The 16,435-nt window shown below is 57.5% G+C and carries 17 protein-coding genes; all 17 read right to left on the minus strand.

The annotated features are described in order from the left end of the window. Positions 1 to 13 precede the first annotated feature (13 nt). The 17 genes from argF to cobS all read right to left on the minus strand — a co-directional run bounded on the left by argF (position 14) and on the right by cobS (position 16,433). Complete coding sequence (gene argF / locus AXF19_RS11455) at positions 14 to 949, minus strand: ornithine carbamoyltransferase (RefSeq protein ID WP_066849006.1); 936 nt, start codon at positions 947 to 949, stop codon at positions 14 to 16. Next, entirely contained in the window at positions 949 to 2,166 is a 1,218-nt protein-coding gene (locus tag AXF19_RS11460; protein ID WP_066849009.1) for an acetylornithine transaminase, read from the minus strand. Before AXF19_RS11460 ends, argF begins: the two co-directional genes overlap by 1 nt. A 12-nt stretch (positions 2,167 to 2,178) precedes the next feature. Continuing rightward, positions 2,179 to 3,063 carry an acetylglutamate kinase gene (argB, locus tag AXF19_RS11465; protein ID WP_066849012.1) on the minus strand — a complete coding sequence of 295 codons (885 nt, stop codon included), beginning with the start codon at positions 3,061 to 3,063 and terminating at the stop codon, positions 2,179 to 2,181. Between the two features lie 13 nt (positions 3,064 to 3,076). After that, positions 3,077 to 4,288, minus strand: coding sequence for a bifunctional glutamate N-acetyltransferase/amino-acid acetyltransferase ArgJ (gene argJ / locus AXF19_RS11470; RefSeq protein ID WP_066849015.1), 1,212 nt, complete (start codon positions 4,286 to 4,288; stop codon positions 3,077 to 3,079). A 26-nt stretch (positions 4,289 to 4,314) separates the two neighbouring features. After that, the gene (argC, locus tag AXF19_RS11475; RefSeq protein WP_066849018.1) at positions 4,315 to 5,349 is read right to left on the minus strand and encodes an N-acetyl-gamma-glutamyl-phosphate reductase; all 1,035 of its coding nucleotides are present in this window, start codon (positions 5,347 to 5,349) and stop codon (positions 4,315 to 4,317) included. Positions 5,350 to 5,483: 134 nt separating this feature from the next. Then, a complete protein-coding gene (thrB, locus tag AXF19_RS11480; RefSeq protein WP_066849022.1) occupies positions 5,484 to 6,428 on the minus strand; it encodes a homoserine kinase in 945 nt (314 codons plus the stop codon). Then, entirely contained in the window at positions 6,425 to 7,726 is a 1,302-nt protein-coding gene (locus tag AXF19_RS11485; protein WP_066850264.1) for a homoserine dehydrogenase, read from the minus strand. The genes thrB and AXF19_RS11485 overlap by 4 nt, the downstream gene beginning before the upstream one ends. 17 nt (positions 7,727 to 7,743) lie before the next feature. Then, positions 7,744 to 8,190, minus strand: a complete 447-nt coding sequence (locus AXF19_RS11490; RefSeq protein ID WP_066849025.1) for an ACT domain-containing protein — start codon at positions 8,188 to 8,190, stop codon at positions 7,744 to 7,746. A gap of 78 nt (positions 8,191 to 8,268) precedes the next feature. Further along, the gene (gene plsY, locus AXF19_RS11495) at positions 8,269 to 8,850 is read right to left on the minus strand and encodes a glycerol-3-phosphate 1-O-acyltransferase PlsY (protein ID WP_066849028.1); all 582 of its coding nucleotides are present in this window, start codon (positions 8,848 to 8,850) and stop codon (positions 8,269 to 8,271) included. After that, positions 8,850 to 10,175 (minus strand): ribosome biogenesis GTPase Der, encoded by a 1,326-nt coding sequence (gene der / locus AXF19_RS11500; protein ID WP_066849035.1) that lies wholly within the window; start codon positions 10,173 to 10,175, stop codon positions 8,850 to 8,852. The genes plsY and der overlap by 1 nt, the downstream gene beginning before the upstream one ends. A 26-nt stretch (positions 10,176 to 10,201) precedes the next feature. Continuing rightward, the gene (locus AXF19_RS11505) at positions 10,202 to 11,593 is read right to left on the minus strand and encodes a DUF512 domain-containing protein (protein ID WP_066849038.1); all 1,392 of its coding nucleotides are present in this window, start codon (positions 11,591 to 11,593) and stop codon (positions 10,202 to 10,204) included. Positions 11,594 to 11,675: 82 nt separating this feature from the next. Continuing rightward, positions 11,676 to 12,830, minus strand: coding sequence for a 30S ribosomal protein S1 (gene rpsA / locus AXF19_RS11510; RefSeq protein WP_066849040.1), 1,155 nt, complete (start codon positions 12,828 to 12,830; stop codon positions 11,676 to 11,678). Continuing rightward, a complete protein-coding gene (gene ispH / locus AXF19_RS11515) occupies positions 12,827 to 13,657 on the minus strand; it encodes a 4-hydroxy-3-methylbut-2-enyl diphosphate reductase (RefSeq protein ID WP_066849042.1) in 831 nt (276 codons plus the stop codon). Before ispH ends, rpsA begins: the two co-directional genes overlap by 4 nt. Positions 13,658 to 13,779: 122 nt before the next feature. After that, positions 13,780 to 14,154, minus strand: coding sequence for a fluoride efflux transporter CrcB (gene crcB, locus AXF19_RS11520; RefSeq protein ID WP_066849045.1), 375 nt, complete (start codon positions 14,152 to 14,154; stop codon positions 13,780 to 13,782). After that, positions 14,151 to 14,774, minus strand: a complete 624-nt coding sequence (locus tag AXF19_RS11525) for a histidine phosphatase family protein (RefSeq protein WP_066849048.1) — start codon at positions 14,772 to 14,774, stop codon at positions 14,151 to 14,153. Before AXF19_RS11525 ends, crcB begins: the two co-directional genes overlap by 4 nt. Positions 14,775 to 14,796: 22 nt before the next feature. After that, a complete protein-coding gene (locus AXF19_RS11530) occupies positions 14,797 to 15,675 on the minus strand; it encodes a GHMP family kinase ATP-binding protein (RefSeq protein ID WP_066849056.1) in 879 nt (292 codons plus the stop codon). Beyond that, on the minus strand, positions 15,666 to 16,433 hold the full coding sequence (gene cobS, locus AXF19_RS11535) for an adenosylcobinamide-GDP ribazoletransferase (protein WP_066849059.1): 768 nt from the start codon (positions 16,431 to 16,433) through the stop codon (positions 15,666 to 15,668). Before cobS ends, AXF19_RS11530 begins: the two co-directional genes overlap by 10 nt. Between the last annotated feature and the right edge of the window lie 2 nt (positions 16,434 to 16,435).

Here is a 16,435-nt window from a genome sequence, read left to right on the forward strand (position 1 = left end):
TTAGAAATATAAATCAGTCACCCATAACGAGTGCCATGATCGCCTTTTGGACGTGGAGGCGGTTCTCCGCCTCGTCAAAGATCACATCGGCAAACTCCTCAAAGACATCCTCCGTGATCTCCTCTCCCCGATAGGCAGGCAGACAGTGCATCACGATACAGCGCGCATCGCCTGACTCGGCAACGAGTTCCCAATTCACCTGATAGGGACGGAACACCGCCGTGCGTGCGTCGTGCTCCGCCTCCTGCCCCATGCTCGCCCACGTATCCGTAACGATGACATCTGCGCCCGCAACCGCTTCCATCGGATTGTGCGTGATTGTGATCGTTGCTCCCGTTGCCGCTGCATCCGCCTTTGCATTTGTGACGACCTCGGCATTCGGCTCGTAGCCCTCGGGGGTTGCCGCCGCAAAGTGCATACCGACCTTTGCCGCCGCATACATGAGCGAGTGCGTCATATTGTTGCCGTCGCCGACGTATGCCATCTTCAGCCCCGCGAGATTCTTGCCCTTGTACTCACGGATCGTGAGCAGGTCGGTCAGCGCCTGACATGGGTGCAGGAGGTCACTGAGCGCGTTGATAACGGGGACATCCGCCCACTGCGCCAGTTCCTCGATACGCTCATGCCCATAGGTGCGGATCATGATGCCGTCGAGATAGCGCGAGAGCACGCGCGCCGTATCCTTGATCGGCTCGCCGCGCCCGAGCTGGAGGTCACGGCTGCTGAGAAAGAGCGCCTGACCGCCGAGCTGGTACATCCCCACCTCAAAGGAGACGCGCGTGCGCGTCGAGGACTTCTCGAAGATCATGCCGAGCGTCTTGCCCGCAAGCAGGGGGTGCGGAATGCCTGCCTTCTGCTTTGCCTTAAGATCCGCCGCAAGTGTCAGTATCTCCTCCACATCGTCTGCACTGAGGTCGTGGATGGAGAGCAAATCCATTCCCTTGTTCATCATAGTCCTCCTCGGTCACATATGTCAAGGATGCAGCGATCCAAAACAGCAATCAGTTCATCCACTTCAGTCTTCGAGAAAATCAGCGGCGGGATAAAGCGCAGGACATTTCCTGCCGTGCAGTTGATAATGACGCCGCACTCAAGGCAGAGACGCGCGATCTGTGCTGCGTCCTCGCTCTTTTGCATCTCCATGCCGAGAATCAGCCCCGTGCCGCGCACCTCTCTGATATGCGCAGGGTATTTCTCCTGCAAGCCGCGCAGTGCCTCTTTGAAATATCCGCCGACCGACTGCACTTCACGCAGGAAAGCCTTGTCTGCAATCGTATCAAGGACGACGTTTGCCGCCGCACACGCAAGCGGATTCCCACCAAAGGTGGAGCCATGATCGCCCGCATGGAATGCTGCAGCAACCTTCTCTGTGACGACGAATGCCCCGATCGGCACGCCGCCCGCAAGCCCCTTGGCGAGCGTGACAATATCCGGCATTACGCCCTGCGCTTCATAGGCGTAAAACGTCCCCGTGCGCCCCATGCCCGTCTGAATCTCGTCAAAAATCAGGAGGGCATTGTATTTGTCGCAGAGTTCCCGCACCTCTTTCAGATAGCCGTCCGACGGCATGCGCACGCCGCCCTCGCCCTGAATCGGTTCGAGCATGACGGCGGCCGTGCGTGCGCTCATCATCTCCTCGAGTGCTGAAATATCGTTGAACGACACATAGTCGAAGCCCCCGGGCAGCGGCTCGAAGCCCTTGTGGAATTTCTCCTGTCCCGTCGCCGTCAATGTCGCAAGCGTCCGCCCGTGAAAGCTGCCGAGCGCCGTGATGATCTGCGATTTGTCGCGAGAGATCGTATGCGCGTATTTGCGCGCCGCCTTGATCGCCCCCTCATTCGCCTCCGCGCCCGAGTTCCCGAAGAATACCTTGCCGCCCGCCGTCAGCTGCGACAGCTTTGACGCAGCATCCGCCTGCGGCTCGGTATAGTAGAGGTTCGAGACATGGATGAGCCGCGACGCCTGCTCTGCAATCGCGTGCACAAGAGGCGCGTAGTTGTGTCCGAGCACGTTCACCGCAATCCCGCCGAGCGCATCGAGGTATTTTCGCCCATTGACATCCCACACATACGAACCGTCTCCGTGGTCGAGCACAATCGGATAACGCGCGAAGACAGGCAGATAGCTCGCCGTATCCCGCGCCATAATTTCATTTTCGTTCTTCATCATAACTCCTGCCTACGGAAGCACCATTGTTCCGATACCGCGCGAGGTAAAGATCTCCAAGATGATGGAGTGGGCAAGCCGCCCGTCGATGATATGTGTCTTGTGTGCGCCCGCTTCGAGCGCGCGGAGGCATGCCTCCACCTTCGGAATCATGCCCCCCGCAATGACGCCGCTACGGATATACTCCTTCGCCTCGTCCGCATGAAGCTGCGAGAGGAAGCTGCTCTTGTCACCGAAGTCCTTGTAGACTCCCTCGACATCCGTGAGGAGCAGGAATTTCTCCGCGCACAGCGCACCCGCAATCTCCGCCGCAACATAGTCCGCATTGATGTTGTAGCTCTCCCCCTCGCTCCCCATGCCGATGGGTGCAATGACGGGAACATAGCCCTGATTGAGGAGATCGACGATGATCCCCGTGTCGATCTCGGTGACCTCCCCGACATAGCCGATGTCGACGGTACGTGCCTCGTCATTTTCATAGACAGTCGCGTGCTTCTTCTTCGCCTTGATGAGACCCGCATCCTTGCCGCTGAGTCCGACCGCGCGCACACCGCGCAGATTGAGCAGCCCGACGATCTCCGAGTTCAGCTTGCCGTCGAGGACCATCTCGGCAATCTCCACCGTCTCCTCATCCGTCACGCGCAGCCCCGAGACAAAGGTACTCTCCTTGCCGACCTTCTTGAGAAAGCCCGTGATCTCAGGCCCGCCGCCATGCACGAGGATCGGACGGATGCCGACAAATTTCATCAGTGCCACGTCGCGCATGACATTTTCCTTCAGCGCGTCGTTGATCATCGCGTTGCCGCCGTATTTGATGACGACGGTCGTCCCGTAGAATTCCTGTATGTACGGGAGCGCATCTACGAGAATCTCTGCCTTGTCCTGATCTGAGTACATTGTGCGCCCCCTCTCAGGTGTGGTACTCGCCGTTGATCTTCACATATTCATAGGAGAAATCGCAGGTCCAGACCGTCGCCTCGACGTTTCCGTCCCCAAGGTCAATCTCGATGACGATATCATGTGCCGTCATCACCGCGCGCAGCGCATCCGCATCGTATGCCGCGCCGACGCCCGCCGCATAGACGGGGATGCCGCCGAACTTCACCGTCGTCCGATTCGGATCCATCGGCACGCCCGCATAGCCAACCGCGCAGATCACACGCCCCCAGTTCGGATCCTCACCGAAGAATGCCGTCTTGACGAGCGGGCTGTTCGCCACGCTCATGCCGACTGTCTTTGCGTCGGCAAAAGTCTTTGCGCCCTTGACATGAATGGTGATGAATTTCGTCGCGCCCTCACCATCTGCCGCGATCTTCTCCGAGATCCCCTGACAGAGCGCGAGAAGTGCGCCTTTGAACGCCTCGTAGTCCGCATTTTTCTCCGTGATCTTCGGATTTCCTGCAGCCCCGTTCGCAAGCACAATCGCCATATCGTTCGTGCTCATGTCGCCGTCGATCGAGATCATATTGAGGCTGTATTCCATAACCTCGGAAAGCGCTTCCTGCAGGAGCATGCCGTCGATATCCGCATCCGTTGTGATAAAGCAGAGTACCGTTGCCATATCGGGGCGAATCATGCCCGAGCCCTTTGCGATGGTGCCGAACCGGACTTCCTTGCCGCCGAGCATAACGGAGGTTGTTCCCGCCTTGGAATACGTATCCGTCGTGATGATGGCGTTGCCTGCATCCATGCTTCCATGCGGTGAGAGTTCCTTTACCGCCGCATGGATGCCGTGCTCCACCTTGTCCATCGGCAGGAGCTGACCGATGATGCCCGTCGATGCGACGATGATATCCTGTGCGCCGCAGCCGAGCGCATCCGCTGCAATCTTCTGCATGGCGGCGGCATCCGCCTCGCCCTGTGCCCCCGTGCACGCATTGGCGCAGCCCGCGTTGGCGACAATGGCGCGTGCCGTATGCGTGGCGACAACCGCCTTGGAGACGTGTACGGGCGCAGCCGCAACAGCGTTCTTCGTAAAGGTTCCCGCAACGGCGGCTTCCTTTTCACTGTAGATCACGGCAACATCGAGGTTGCCGCTCTTCTTGATGCCCGCCTTGACGCCGGCTGCCTGAAAGCCCTTCGGATAGGTAACCCCGAGCTTTGCACTCTCTTCACTAAACATATATTTTCCTCCATTTTCCTACAAAATTATGGATACATGGGCACGAGATCGAGCCCCGCACGCTCATCCAAGCCAAACGCAATATTCATATTCTGCACAGCCTGCCCCGCCGCCCCCTTGACGAGGTTGTCGATGGCAGAGAAGACGATGACGCGTCGTGTGCGCGGGTCGATATGCCACGCGAGGTCACAGTAGTTCGTGCCGCGCACATACTTCGTCGCTGGATATGCACCACGCCCGCGCAGACGGATAAAGAACTCATCCGCATACATCGCTCCGAACGCTTCATCAACCTGTTCCGGCGTCACGCCCTCACGCAGCGTCGCATAGCAGGTCGCGAGGATGCCGCGCGAAATGGGTGCGAGATGCGGTGTGAAATTGATCGTGACCGCAGCGCCGCCCGCATCCGCAAGTGCCTGCTCGATCTCGGGCGTATGACGGTGCGATACAGCGCCATACGCCGTAAAGCTGTCATAGAACTCGGGGTAGTGCGTGCTTTCCTTCGGCGCACGTCCCGCGCCCGACACACCCGACACAGCATCCACCAGAATGCTGTCGCTCTTTACGAGCAGCGCCTTCACAAGCGGAGCAAGCGCGAGGATGCTCGCTGTCGTATAGCAGCCCGCATTGCCGATGATGCGCGCCCGCCGTACCTGCTCGCGATAGAGTTCGGCAAGCCCATAGGCACGGTCTGCACCTGCGTCGATGTGTTCCACATGATACCACGCCTCGTATACGGAGGTATCTGCAAAGCGATAGTCCGCGCCCAGATCGATGATGCGCAGTGGCAGATCCGAAACGCTCTTTGCAATCTTCATTGCATGCCCGTGCGGCAGTGCAATGAAGAGAACATCGCTACCTGCGGCAATCCGCCGCACATCCTCCATGGATTCAAGCTCATTGTCATAAATATTCATCAAATGTGGATAAAGAGCAGATAGTGTCTCGCCCGTATGACGCTCCGAGGTCAGATGTGCAATCTCGACATTTGGATGTCGATGCAGCAGACGAATCAACTCTTCTCCGGCATAACCGGAAGCCCCGACAATACTTGCCTTCATTTCATCCCCTCCGTTTCATCCCCGAAAAGATTTTATAATTATACATCTTTACTGCATAAGATTTCAAGTCTTTTTTCCAAAAAATAAACCGACCTCACAGATCGCCGTAAAAGAACTGTAAGGTCGGTTCAAAATCATCTCTTTCGCTGCTGCGGTCGCAGGACGCGCGCCCCCTTCGTATCGAGACGCAAGTGCAGCGGACGCGCCTCTACATCATGCGCGCAGAATGCTTCCTGCATTGCCGCCGCCACTTCCTCCGTGCATTTGCGGTGCTCGGGAACAAAGGCAATGAGGCAGGGGCCTGCCCCGCTCAAGACCGCGCCATAGGCACCCGCCCTCTTCGCCGCCGCAAAGACATCAAACATGCCCGGGATGAGGGAGGCGCGATAGTTCTGATGGAGTGCATCCTCAAAGGCATTGCCGAGATGCTTCTCCGAGCCGCGTGCGAGCGCCGCAACCATCATCGCCGCATGACTGATGTTGAACACGGCATCCTTCATCGGAACTTCGGCTGGCAGCACCTCGCGCGCAGATTTTGTCGAGAGATAGAAGTCCGGCACCATAACGACAAAACGCATAAAGATGCGCGGCAGGAAGGAAAAACATTCCACATGACCGTTTGTCACGGTATTCACCGTAAAGCCGCCGAAAATCGCAGGAGCAACGTTGTCGGGATGTCCCTCGATGTCTGTCGCCAGCTGCAGGAGATCATCACGACTGAACGGACTGCCGACAATGGCATTTGCCGCAGTAAGCCCCGCCACAATCGCCGTTGCACTGCTGCCGAGTCCACGTGACAGCGGGATCCGATTGTTCATGCGGATCTTTGCGCCCTGGAACTCCTCCGCACGGTCGGCACGCTGGAGAAGATATTGAATGGATTTCCATACGATATTGCGCTCATCGCCCGGAATATACGCCGCGCCTTCGCCGCGCGCAGAGATATGAAGCCCCTTTTCGTGCGTGAGCGTCAGCGTCATTTCGTTATACAGCGTACAGGCAACCCCCAACGCGTCAAACCCCGGGCCGAGATTCGCACTTGTCGCAGGAACGCGCACCCGTATGGATCGCTCATTCATAGCAGATCCTCCTGCCCGTCCGCAACGCGGATCAAGCTGCGCACCTCACGTACGACGGGGAGCGCCTGCAGCGCCTCAACGGCTGCGGATGCCGCCGCATGTGTGACAACATGGGTCACGGCGACGATCTCCGCATCCCCGTTCTCCGTCCAGCGCGCCTGGATGACGGACTTGAGGCTGACTCCCGCACGCCCGAATGTCGTTGCAATCTCTCCGAGGACACCCGGCTCATCGGCGACGACGAGACGCAGATAGTAGGATGACTTCGTCTTCTCCACCGGACAGAGCTTCTTTCTCTCCCCGATCTTGTACTTCATGCGGCCCGTCGTACCGGACACAATATCGCGTGCGATCTCGATGATGTCCGCAACCACCGCCGACGCCGTCGGGAGTGAGCCCGCTCCACGCCCATAGAACATTGCGTCACCAATGACATTGCCGCGCACAAAGATCGCATTGAATACCCCGTTCACCGAAGCAAGCGGATGCGTCTTCGGCAGGAAGACGGGGTGGACGCGGACGTCAATCCCCTCCTCCGTGTTGCGCCCGACTGCGAGGAGTTTGATGACATAACCTAGATTGAGACCATACTCAATGTCGTCCTCGGTGATATGTGAAATCCCCTCAACGGAGACATCCTCAAAGCCGATGACGGTATCAAAGGCGAGTGAGGCGAGAATAGCCGCCTTGCGTGCGGCATCGAGACCATCCACATCCGCCGATGGGTTTGCCTCCGCATAGCCCTTTTCCTGCGCACGACGCAGAACGGCATCATAGCTGACGTGCTTCTCCGTCATCTTCGTCAGCATATAGTTCGTCGTCCCGTTGACAACACCCATGATCTCCGAGATGCTGTTCGCCGTCAGGCACTCCTTCAGCGGCTTGATGATGGGAATGCCGCCGCCGACGCTCGCCTCATACAGGAAGTCGACATTATTCTCAGCCGCAACAGCATAGAGCTCGGCAAGATGCTCCGCGATGACATCCTTATTCGCCGTGACGACGTGCTTTCCCGCCGCCATTGCGCGCAGCATATAGTCCTTTGCTGGCGTGAGACCGCCCATCACCTCGACGACCACCGAAATCTCCGGATCGTTCAGGATCTCGTCAAAGTTGTCCGTTAGAGCAATGCCCTCAGCCTCGGGACGATGTTTTTTCGCATCGCGCACGAGAATCTTTTCAATCTCAATATGTGCGCCGCTACGTCCCGTAATCGTATGAGCATTCATCGCAAGCGTGCGCACCACGCCGGAGCCGACTGTCCCCGCACCGAGCAGTGCAATCTTAATCGTATTCACCAAATTTCATCCCCCAGTCAGGCCTGTCCAATTACTTCCAGACGCTGCACGCCGTCGACCACATCCACCTTTTCGAGCAGGGTCTGGAAATCGCTGCGCAGCTTTGCTGTCTCGAGCGAGATGTGCACCGTTGCCGCCCCCCGTGCAGGAAGCCCCTGATTGATCGTCAGGACGTTCCCACCCTCCTCGGCAATGACGCGCAAAACATCCTGCAGCGTACCGGGGCGATGGCTGATGAGGAGCGCGAGTGTGACGATCTTGTCGCGCGTCGCCTCAAAGAACGAATACACATAGTCCTTGTACTTGTAGTACGCGCTGCGGCTGAGATTCGCCTTTTCGACTGCCTCATTGACCGTCCGCACTTCACCGCGATTGATGAGTTCCTTGGCGAGAATCGTCTTCTTGATTGCTTTCGGCAGAATCTCCTCGCGCACGAGATAGACTCCCGTCATATCAATTTTCATAAATTATACCCCCGATGGATAGAAAGATTCTTTATAAGAGACAGTCAAAGTATATCATATCTGAATGCAATCGCCAAATCAAATCTTATTCTCTGTCCCGTTCATCAGGCGCACAATATTCTCACGATGTCGGACGATAACGAGAATCGCAGCAATCACGGTAAACAGAATGTATTCCATCGGATAGGCAAAGAGTGCCGCAAGGATGGGCGTGAGAAAACCTGCAACCACAGAGCCGAGCGATACATAGCGCGTCATGTAGACAATCGTCATCCAGAGGACGAAGACCATGAAGGTCACATCCCCCATCAGCATCGTCAAAACGCCGAGCGATGTCGCAACGCCCTTCCCTCCGTGAAAGCGTAGGAAGATGGAAAAACTGTGTCCAATGATGGCAAAGAGCCCGCCGATGACCGCAGCAAGCGGCGTGCCTGCGAGGACGAGCCCGAGTGCAACACCCGCCTGCCCCTTGAGGCTGTCGGCAATGAAGACGGCGATGCCGGCGCCCTTCCCCAGCGTCCGCCACGCATTCGTTGCACCGATATTGTGACTCCCATGCTCGCGCAGATCTTTGTGCCAGAAGAGTTTTCCAAGAATCAGCCCGCTCGGAATCGAGCCGATCAGATAGGCGAGAATTGCCGTGAGTATATAGTCGGTCATTATTCCTCCTCCTTGCGCGCACGCACGACGAGGCGTAGCGGCGTTCCCTCGAAGCCAAAGCTCTCACGCAGACGATTCTCAATGAAGCGCAGGTAGGAGAAGTGCATGAGCTCGGGATCGTTCACAAACACGATGAACGTCGGCGGCGCAATCCCCACCTGTGTGACGAAGAGGATCTTGAGCTGCTTCCCCTTCTTCGTCGGCGGCGGATTGACCGAGACCGCATCGCGGATGAGTTCATTGAGCACGCTCGTCTTGATGCGCATGGACTGCTGCTCCGCAACGTATTTGACCAGCTCCGTCACGCGCTCGACGCGCTGTCCCGTGAGTGCCGAGGTATATAGCACAGGTGCGTATTGCAGGAAGCCCAGCTTCTCGCGCAGATCGTCTGTGAAACGAAGCGTCGACTTGTCGTGCTTATCGGGGAAAATATCCCATTTGTTCACGACGATGATGACGCCCTTCCCGGACTCGTGGACATAGCCCGCGATCTTCGTATCCTGCTCGAGAATCCCCTCGGCGGCATTGATGACCATGAGCACCACGCCCGCGCGGTCGATTGCGCGCAGGGAGCGCATGACGCTGTAGCGCTCCACGGGCAGTGTGATCTTCCCCTTGCGGCGCATCCCTGCCGTGTCAATGAGCAGATACTTCACACCGTCCCGCGTGAAATGTGTGTCGATGGCATCCCGCGTCGTCCCGGGCACGTCGCTGACAATCACGCGCTCCTCACCGAGCAGACGGTTGACGAGTGAGGACTTGCCGACGTTCGGGCGTCCGACCACGGCGATTGCAATCTCGTCGGACTCAGCGCCGTCGCTCATCTCCTCCGGAAATGCCGCGACAATCGCGTCGAGCAGGTCGCCGAGATTCATCGCATTTGACGCGGAGATGGGAATCGGGTCGCCAAGCCCCAGTGCATAAAAATCGTAGATCAGCGATTCACGGTCAAAGCTGTCGATCTTGTTGACTGCAAGGATGACGGGCTTCTTCGTCCGCCGCAGGAGGCGTGCCACCTCCTCGTCAGAGGAGGTCAGCCCCGCACGCCCGTCGACGAGAAAGAGGATGACATCCGCCTCCTCCATCGCCAACTCTGCCTGACTGCGCATCGAGCGGAGGATGTGGTCGCTCTCGTCGAACTCGATGCCCCCCGTATCAATAATTGTAAACTCGTGATTCAGCCACTCCGCATCCATATAGATGCGGTCGCGTGTCACCCCCGGCATATCATCGACAATCGAAACGCGCTTCTTGCCGATCTGGTTGAACAGCGTCGATTTGCCGACATTCGGCCGTCCGACGACCGCCACAATAGGCTTGCTCATCCACTTCACTCCTCTCCTGCATCCAATTAGCTTGCCGCAGACTTTGTATAGCCCGCATTGCTCTGCCACGTATAGCCGCCGCTCGGGCGCTCGCGATGGTACGCGCCCCATGCAGCAAGCGCCTCCCGATAGTCCCGCCCCGTCGCCACGGGCTCGATGCGGACAGAGGGAAAGGACGCCCTCATCGCGTCGAGACTCATATCGTCGAGAAAGACATCCTCGCCCTCACGCAGCGCAGATGCGGGGATCAGCACCCCATCCACCGTATGCGGAAGGGATTGGAGCGCCTGCATAATATCGTGCCCCGTCAGAAGCCCCGATACATTGACCGTCGCACCGAAGTGTTCATTCACGACAGGAAGCACATGAATGCGCCGTGCATCGGGGTCGAGTTCGCGCGCCAGTTGCTCCATCACAGGCGCAACAGCTGTACCGCTGACGACCGCAATGCGCGCCTCATCATTCTCCTCATCCATCGCTGCGCCGGCCTTCGCCCACTCCTCGATGAAATTGCGCGTCAGTCCGATTCCGTTGTCAAGCTGCGGGAATCCATCGTACATCTCGGCGGACGGCACCTCACGCCCCGCGAGAAAGTAAAACTCATCGCCGAGATAGATGAAGGTGCGCCCCTCCTCCGCACGCATGCGCTCCTGCCACGCTTCCACCTGATCGATCACGCGCGCAGCGCCCTCTCGGTCAAATTGGACAAGCGGGAAGGGATCACTACGGTGCTTCGTGAGACCAACGGGCACGATGGCAAGTGAGAGTGCATGAGGACGGCGCGCTGTGATATCGCGAATCGTGCGCTCCAATTCCTCCCCGTCGTTCAGTCCGTAGCAGAGAACGACCTGTGTATGATAGTCTGCGCCCGCCGCCTCGAGTTTTGCAAGCTGCCCAAGGATGTCCGCCGCACCCTTATAGCGCAGCATTTCTGCACGCAATACGGGATTTGTGCACTGAACCGATACGTAGAGCGGGGAGAGATGATAGCGCTCTATGCGCGAGAAATCCGCCGCCCCCATATTTGTCAGCGTCACAAAATTTCCATAGAGAAAGGAGAGACGATAGTCATCGTCCTTGATAGAGAGGCTGTGGCGCATATCCGGTGCAATCATGTCGACAAAGCAGAAATAACAGTGATTGGCGCAGGGGCGAATCCCGTCAAAGACAGCGCGCTCGAACTCCACGCCGAAGTCCTCATCGTAATCCTTGTCGAATGCAATCAGCTCCTGCTCCCCATCCGCATGCTCCACGAGGAGCTCGATCTCCTCGTCCGCCATTGCAAAGCTGAAATCGATGATGTCACGCAGCGGCATATCGTTAACCGAGAGGATTTTATCCCCCGGGACAAGCTCCAGTTCCTCTGCAATGCTCCCCTCCAGCACGCGCAGGATGATGCCCGGATACGTTCTCGCCATATTCCCCTCCTTTCCATTTCATGAAAAAGGAGTGATTTGCATCACTCCTTTATTGTTCTTATAAAGTTATTCGCAGTCCGGCTTACTTCAACCAATCGAGATGAGCCTCAACCTGTCCCTCGGTATTTTCGCTGGCTTCCGCCTTCTCTGCCTGACGCTCATCGACATACTTCTTGATCTCTGCCGCATCTGCATCACGCTTCGCCTTGGTGATCGAAAGCGAAATGCGCTTGCGCTTCGTGTCGATGCGGAGAACCTTGACCGTCACAACATCGCCCGTATGAACTGCCTCGTCAGCACGCTCAATGCGCTTCTCGGCGAGCTCACCCATCGGGATGAGACCGTCAAAGCCCGGCTCGATCTCCATGAACGCACCGAAGTCCGTCAGCTTGATGATCTTGCCTTCGATGAAGTCGCCCTCGGCGTACTGCTCCGCCTTCTCCACCCACGGATCCGGAAGCGTATCCTTCACCGAGAGGGAGATGCGCTTTGCATCGCGGTCAACGCTCTTGACAAAGACATCGAGCTCCTGCCCGACCTCGAGCACCTCGGAGGGATGCTTCACACGATGCCATGCGAGATCGGAGATATGCGCCAGACCATCCACGCCGCCGATATCGATGAATGCACCATAGTCGACAAGGCGCTTGACCGTACCGCGTACGACCTGTTCCGGCTCGATTGCCGAGAACACAGCCTCCTCCTTCTCTGCGCGGTCACGCTCGAGAAGTCTGCGGCGCGAGAGCACGAGTCTGCGCTTCTGGACGTCGATCTCGATGATCTCCGCCTCCACCGTCTGATCGACATAGACTGCGAGATCCTTGACGAAGTGCAACTCCATCTGGGATGCGGGAATGAATCCACGCAGCCCCATGACGTAGGCGACGAGGCCGCCCTTGACCTCTTTTGCGATCTTTGCCTCGACCGTCTCGCCCTTCTCCTGAATCTCCTCGATGACCTTCCACGCGGCCATCTTGTCGGCTTCTACCTTCGAGAGGCTGCCGCCGTTATCGCCGCCAAGCGACTTGATATAGACATCGATCACATCGCCGACCTTCACAACATCGCGTGCATCGTCCGGCGCAGGAACGGCAAGCTCCCTCTTAGAGACAGGAATCTCCTGCTTGTAGCCGATATCGACATACGCCTCGTCGCGGGACACCTGAACGACTTCCCCTTTGACAACCGTACGCTCCTGGATATCGGGCATATCTTCCTGTTCCAAAAGTTCCTTCATGCTCTGCTCTGACACTGTTTATAAACCTCCTTGATAATCCAGTCCGGTGTAGATGCACCGGCTGTAATACCAATTTTATTAACATGATTGATCCACTCGTCCCGCAACTCTGCCACGGTTTCGATGTGGTATGTTTTGCATTTTGTTGCGCATATCTGGGCAAGCCGCGAGGTATTCGCGCTGTTCTTGCCGCCGATGACAAGCATCACGTCAACCTTCTCGGCCAGCTCCAAGGCTGCCGCCTGACGCAGATCCGTCGCCGTGCAGATCGTGCGCAGAATCTTAATCTCACGCGACTTTTCCAAGAGACACGCGACAATGCTCTGAAAGCGTTTGGCTGAGAACGTCGTCTGCGAGACGATCCCGAGCTTTCCGATGCGCGGCAGTGCCTCTGCCTCCGCCTCGGTCTCGATAATATGAGCACCATGCGCCGTCCATTCGAAGATACTCTTCACCTCCGGATGGTTCTTCTCTCCGACAATGACTACCGTGTATCCTTCCTCGGATAACAGCTTTGCCGAGAGCTGCGCCTTCTTGACGTGCGGACAAGTCGCATCCACGAGTTCTAAACCGCGTGACTCCGCCTCCTCATACACCTTTGGTCCCACTCCGTGCGAACGGATGATGACGAGTCCGTCCTCCATCTCATCGAGTGAGCCGACAGTACCAACGCCTTCATTTTTGAGGCGCGCCACCATCTGCGGATTATGAATGATCGGACCCAGCGTACTGGATGTTCCATCCGGCGAGGCGTTCTCCCGGGCAATCTCAATGGCGCGCTTCACGCCATAGCAGAATCCCAGATGCTCAGCTAAAATAACCTCCATAGACCTCACCAAAGTGTATATTGATTCTCAATGAATCCACATATACAGAATCCTATCCACACAATCTGTGTAACAGTATAACACGCCTGCCTCTCCCACGCAAATAAAATTTATTTTTTCTCTCACAAGTACGATCCACTAACGAAATTTCTCGCCGCGAGGAGGGCAAAGAGTCCGAGCAGAACGCTCAGAACGATGTAGAGAATGCCGATGGTGATCCGCCCCTCCTCAATGAGGGTCAGGGATTCGAGTGAGAACGTGGAAAATGTTGTAAAACCGCCGCAGATGCCCGTCTGCAAAAAGAGGATGAGGCGCGGATCGATATCGCCGTGCCTGCCCGCAATGCCGACGACAAGACCGATTGCAAAGCATCCGATGATATTGATAGCGAATGTGGCGAGCGGAAATCCGCTGCCGAGTTTCGGAATGACCTGTCCGAGGAGATAGCGGCAAACGGCGCCAAGTGCACCGCCAAGCCCGACCGCAAGGATGTTCACTGCGCATCCCCCGCACGTAGATGAGAGGTATCATTCATCAGAGTGACTACGGCAAATCCGTCATCTTCGAAGCGGATCTTGTTGACTGCGGTATTGAGCTGAGAGAGATGCCAGATGGAGCGAATCGGCATGGAGAGAAGATCGGCAAGCAGGATGCGGATGGACGCACCATGCGAGACGATGACGATGCGTTTCCCGCGCTCCTGCGCGACGATCTCGCGCACGCGCCCGGCAATGCGCCGCTGAAACTCCGGAAACGGCTCGCTCTCAGGAATGTCCGCCTGCTCCGGATCGGTGTAAAAATTCTTCATGGCATTGGGATTCTCGGCATTGACATCGTTGAAGTTGCGCCCCTCCCACGCGCCGAAGTTCAGCTCACGCAGCTGCGGGTCAGAAATGACCTCAAGGCCGAAGCGCTGCGCCAGCGGTGCCGCCGTCTCCATCGCACGCGTGAGATCGCTCGCATAGATCATATCCACATGATCGACTGAAAGATTTTTTCCGAGCATCGCCGCCTGCGCGCGCCCCTCCGCCGAGAGCGGCACATCCGAATGCCCCTGAAAGCGCCCCGTCTTGTTCCACTCCGTCTCCCCATGCCGTATGATGATGATCTCTGTCATATCCCCCTCCCCTTTCTATATTTCAATTTCTGATCTCACAGATGACGCCGCCGGAAATGAGCCGCGCCGTCTGCATATAGCTGTAATTTTCACCGAACTCTGCGGCAAGCTCCTGCGTTCGCTGCTCCACATCCGAGGCTCTCAGCTCCGATGCCCAGAGTGCCCCGACCACGGTGCCGCTGTGCGCCACGAGGACGCCGAGTGCCCCTTTCTTCTGCGCGGATTGAATGAATTCCTCCAGCTGCGGCTTTTCCAGATGTTCCTGATTGAGGCGCGCGCTCGCCGTCGCCGCCTGTCCGAGCAGGACTTCCTGTCGATGCCCCTCTGTGCGGAATGCCTGCTCTACCGTTTCAAGCAGCTGGCGATATGCATCATCCTGACTGCCGCGATTCCCCTTGCTCTGATAGTAAGCGATGGTGTCAACGGTACCGCCCACATCGAATATGGAGACGGCAAGGAGCGACACATTCGCATACTGCCCGAAGAGTTCCCCCGTCGTATGGCTGACATGGGAAAGCCCCGCAAAGGCAATGCCGTCGCTCGGCTCAATCGCGATTGCAATGTCCATGAGCTCGCGCCCCATGAGTTCCCGTCCGAAGGCGCGCGCCGTCGCATAGGAGACTGCCGCAATATCGGCACTCGAGGATGCCATGCCCTTGCCCTGTGGAATCTCGGAATCGAGCCGTATACCGAACGGAAGGGAGTCCTTGCCAATATGGGCAAGCGTCCGCTGCAGAGCCTCCTCCGCTTTTTCTCCAAGCCCATGCACGCCCGTGAACTGATCCGAGACCGTCGCTACAGCATACATGCTGATGGGCGCGGTCACAAGAAACGGCGTCCCGTCGAGGACGCCTTCCACGAGTTCGCCGCAGGATGCCGGCGCTTTTGCAATTATTTCCATAAAATCCCCCAAACATTCGGATATGCAGATGCAAGTGAAAATACCGCGAGGACAAGGGTCTCCGTGAGCACGGTCGCCGCCCCGTAGACATCGCCCGTAACCCCGCCGAGGATATTGGTCATCATACGGCAGAACAGGAGCGCAAAGAGCGTGCCAAGTACGAGTGCAGCTGTGGCGAGCACGCCCCACGGCAGGACGAGCACCGCAGTCGTCAGTGCAGCGATCACGACGGTACTGCGATCCGCCATATCCGCAAACGTCTTGCCCATGCCGTCCTCACGCGCATAGGGAAAACACGCGACGGCGAGCACCATCGCGAGTCTGCCGATGATCGGCATGACGAAGAGCGCAGGCACGAGGAGCGGCCACGCCATATCGGAGAGCAGGGAAAACTGGACGAACATGAGCATGACGAACGACACGACGCCAAACGCACCGACGCGGCTGTCTTTCATGATCTCGAGCTTGCGCGCGCGCTCCCGCCCCGAGAACACGCCGTCCGCCGTATCCATAAAGCCGTCTGCGTGCAGTCCACCCGTCAAAAGGAGCGGTAGGATGAGCAGGAGTGCGACGGTCAGCGAGCGTATGCCGAGCGCATAGAGCAGCAGCCACGCGGCAAACGCATAGCAGATGCCGAGCACAAGCCCGACGAGCGGGAAGAAGCGCGTGCTACGCCCGAAATCCTCCGCCGTCCACACGGTCTGTTTGACGAGATGAATGCGCGTGAGAAATTGAAGTCCGATCAGAAAAGAATTCATGA

Origin of the sequence: Selenomonas sp. oral taxon 126, from assembly GCF_001683335.1 — a bacterium.
Classification (GTDB): Bacteria; Bacillota; Negativicutes; order Selenomonadales; family Selenomonadaceae; genus Centipeda.

Coding starts and splice junctions, on each gene's coding strand:
- argF (WP_066849006.1), bottom strand. CDS start 949: ATGAACAAGGGAATGGATTTGCTCTCCATCCACGACCTCAGTGCAGAC.
- AXF19_RS11460 (WP_066849009.1), bottom strand. CDS start 2,166: ATGAAGAACGAAAATGAAATTATGGCGCGGGATACGGCGAGCTATCTG.
- argB (WP_066849012.1), bottom strand. CDS start 3,063: ATGTACTCAGATCAGGACAAGGCAGAGATTCTCGTAGATGCGCTCCCG.
- argJ (WP_066849015.1), bottom strand. CDS start 4,288: ATGTTTAGTGAAGAGAGTGCAAAGCTCGGGGTTACCTATCCGAAGGGC.
- argC (WP_066849018.1), bottom strand. CDS start 5,349: ATGAAGGCAAGTATTGTCGGGGCTTCCGGTTATGCCGGAGAAGAGTTG.
- thrB (WP_066849022.1), bottom strand. CDS start 6,428: ATGAATGAGCGATCCATACGGGTGCGCGTTCCTGCGACAAGTGCGAAT.
- AXF19_RS11490 (WP_066849025.1), bottom strand. CDS start 8,190: ATGAAAATTGATATGACGGGAGTCTATCTCGTGCGCGAGGAGATTCTG.
- plsY (WP_066849028.1), bottom strand. CDS start 8,850: ATGACCGACTATATACTCACGGCAATTCTCGCCTATCTGATCGGCTCG.
- der (WP_066849035.1), bottom strand. CDS start 10,175: ATGAGCAAGCCTATTGTGGCGGTCGTCGGACGGCCGAATGTCGGCAAA.
- AXF19_RS11505 (WP_066849038.1), bottom strand. CDS start 11,593: ATGGCGAGAACGTATCCGGGCATCATCCTGCGCGTGCTGGAGGGGAGC.
- rpsA (WP_066849040.1), bottom strand. CDS start 12,830: ATGAAGGAACTTTTGGAACAGGAAGATATGCCCGATATCCAGGAGCGT.
- ispH (WP_066849042.1), bottom strand. CDS start 13,657: ATGGAGGTTATTTTAGCTGAGCATCTGGGATTCTGCTATGGCGTGAAG.
- AXF19_RS11525 (WP_066849048.1), bottom strand. CDS start 14,774: ATGACAGAGATCATCATCATACGGCATGGGGAGACGGAGTGGAACAAG.
- AXF19_RS11530 (WP_066849056.1), bottom strand. CDS start 15,675: ATGGAAATAATTGCAAAAGCGCCGGCATCCTGCGGCGAACTCGTGGAA.
- cobS (WP_066849059.1), bottom strand. CDS start 16,433: ATGAATTCTTTTCTGATCGGACTTCAATTTCTCACGCGCATTCATCTC.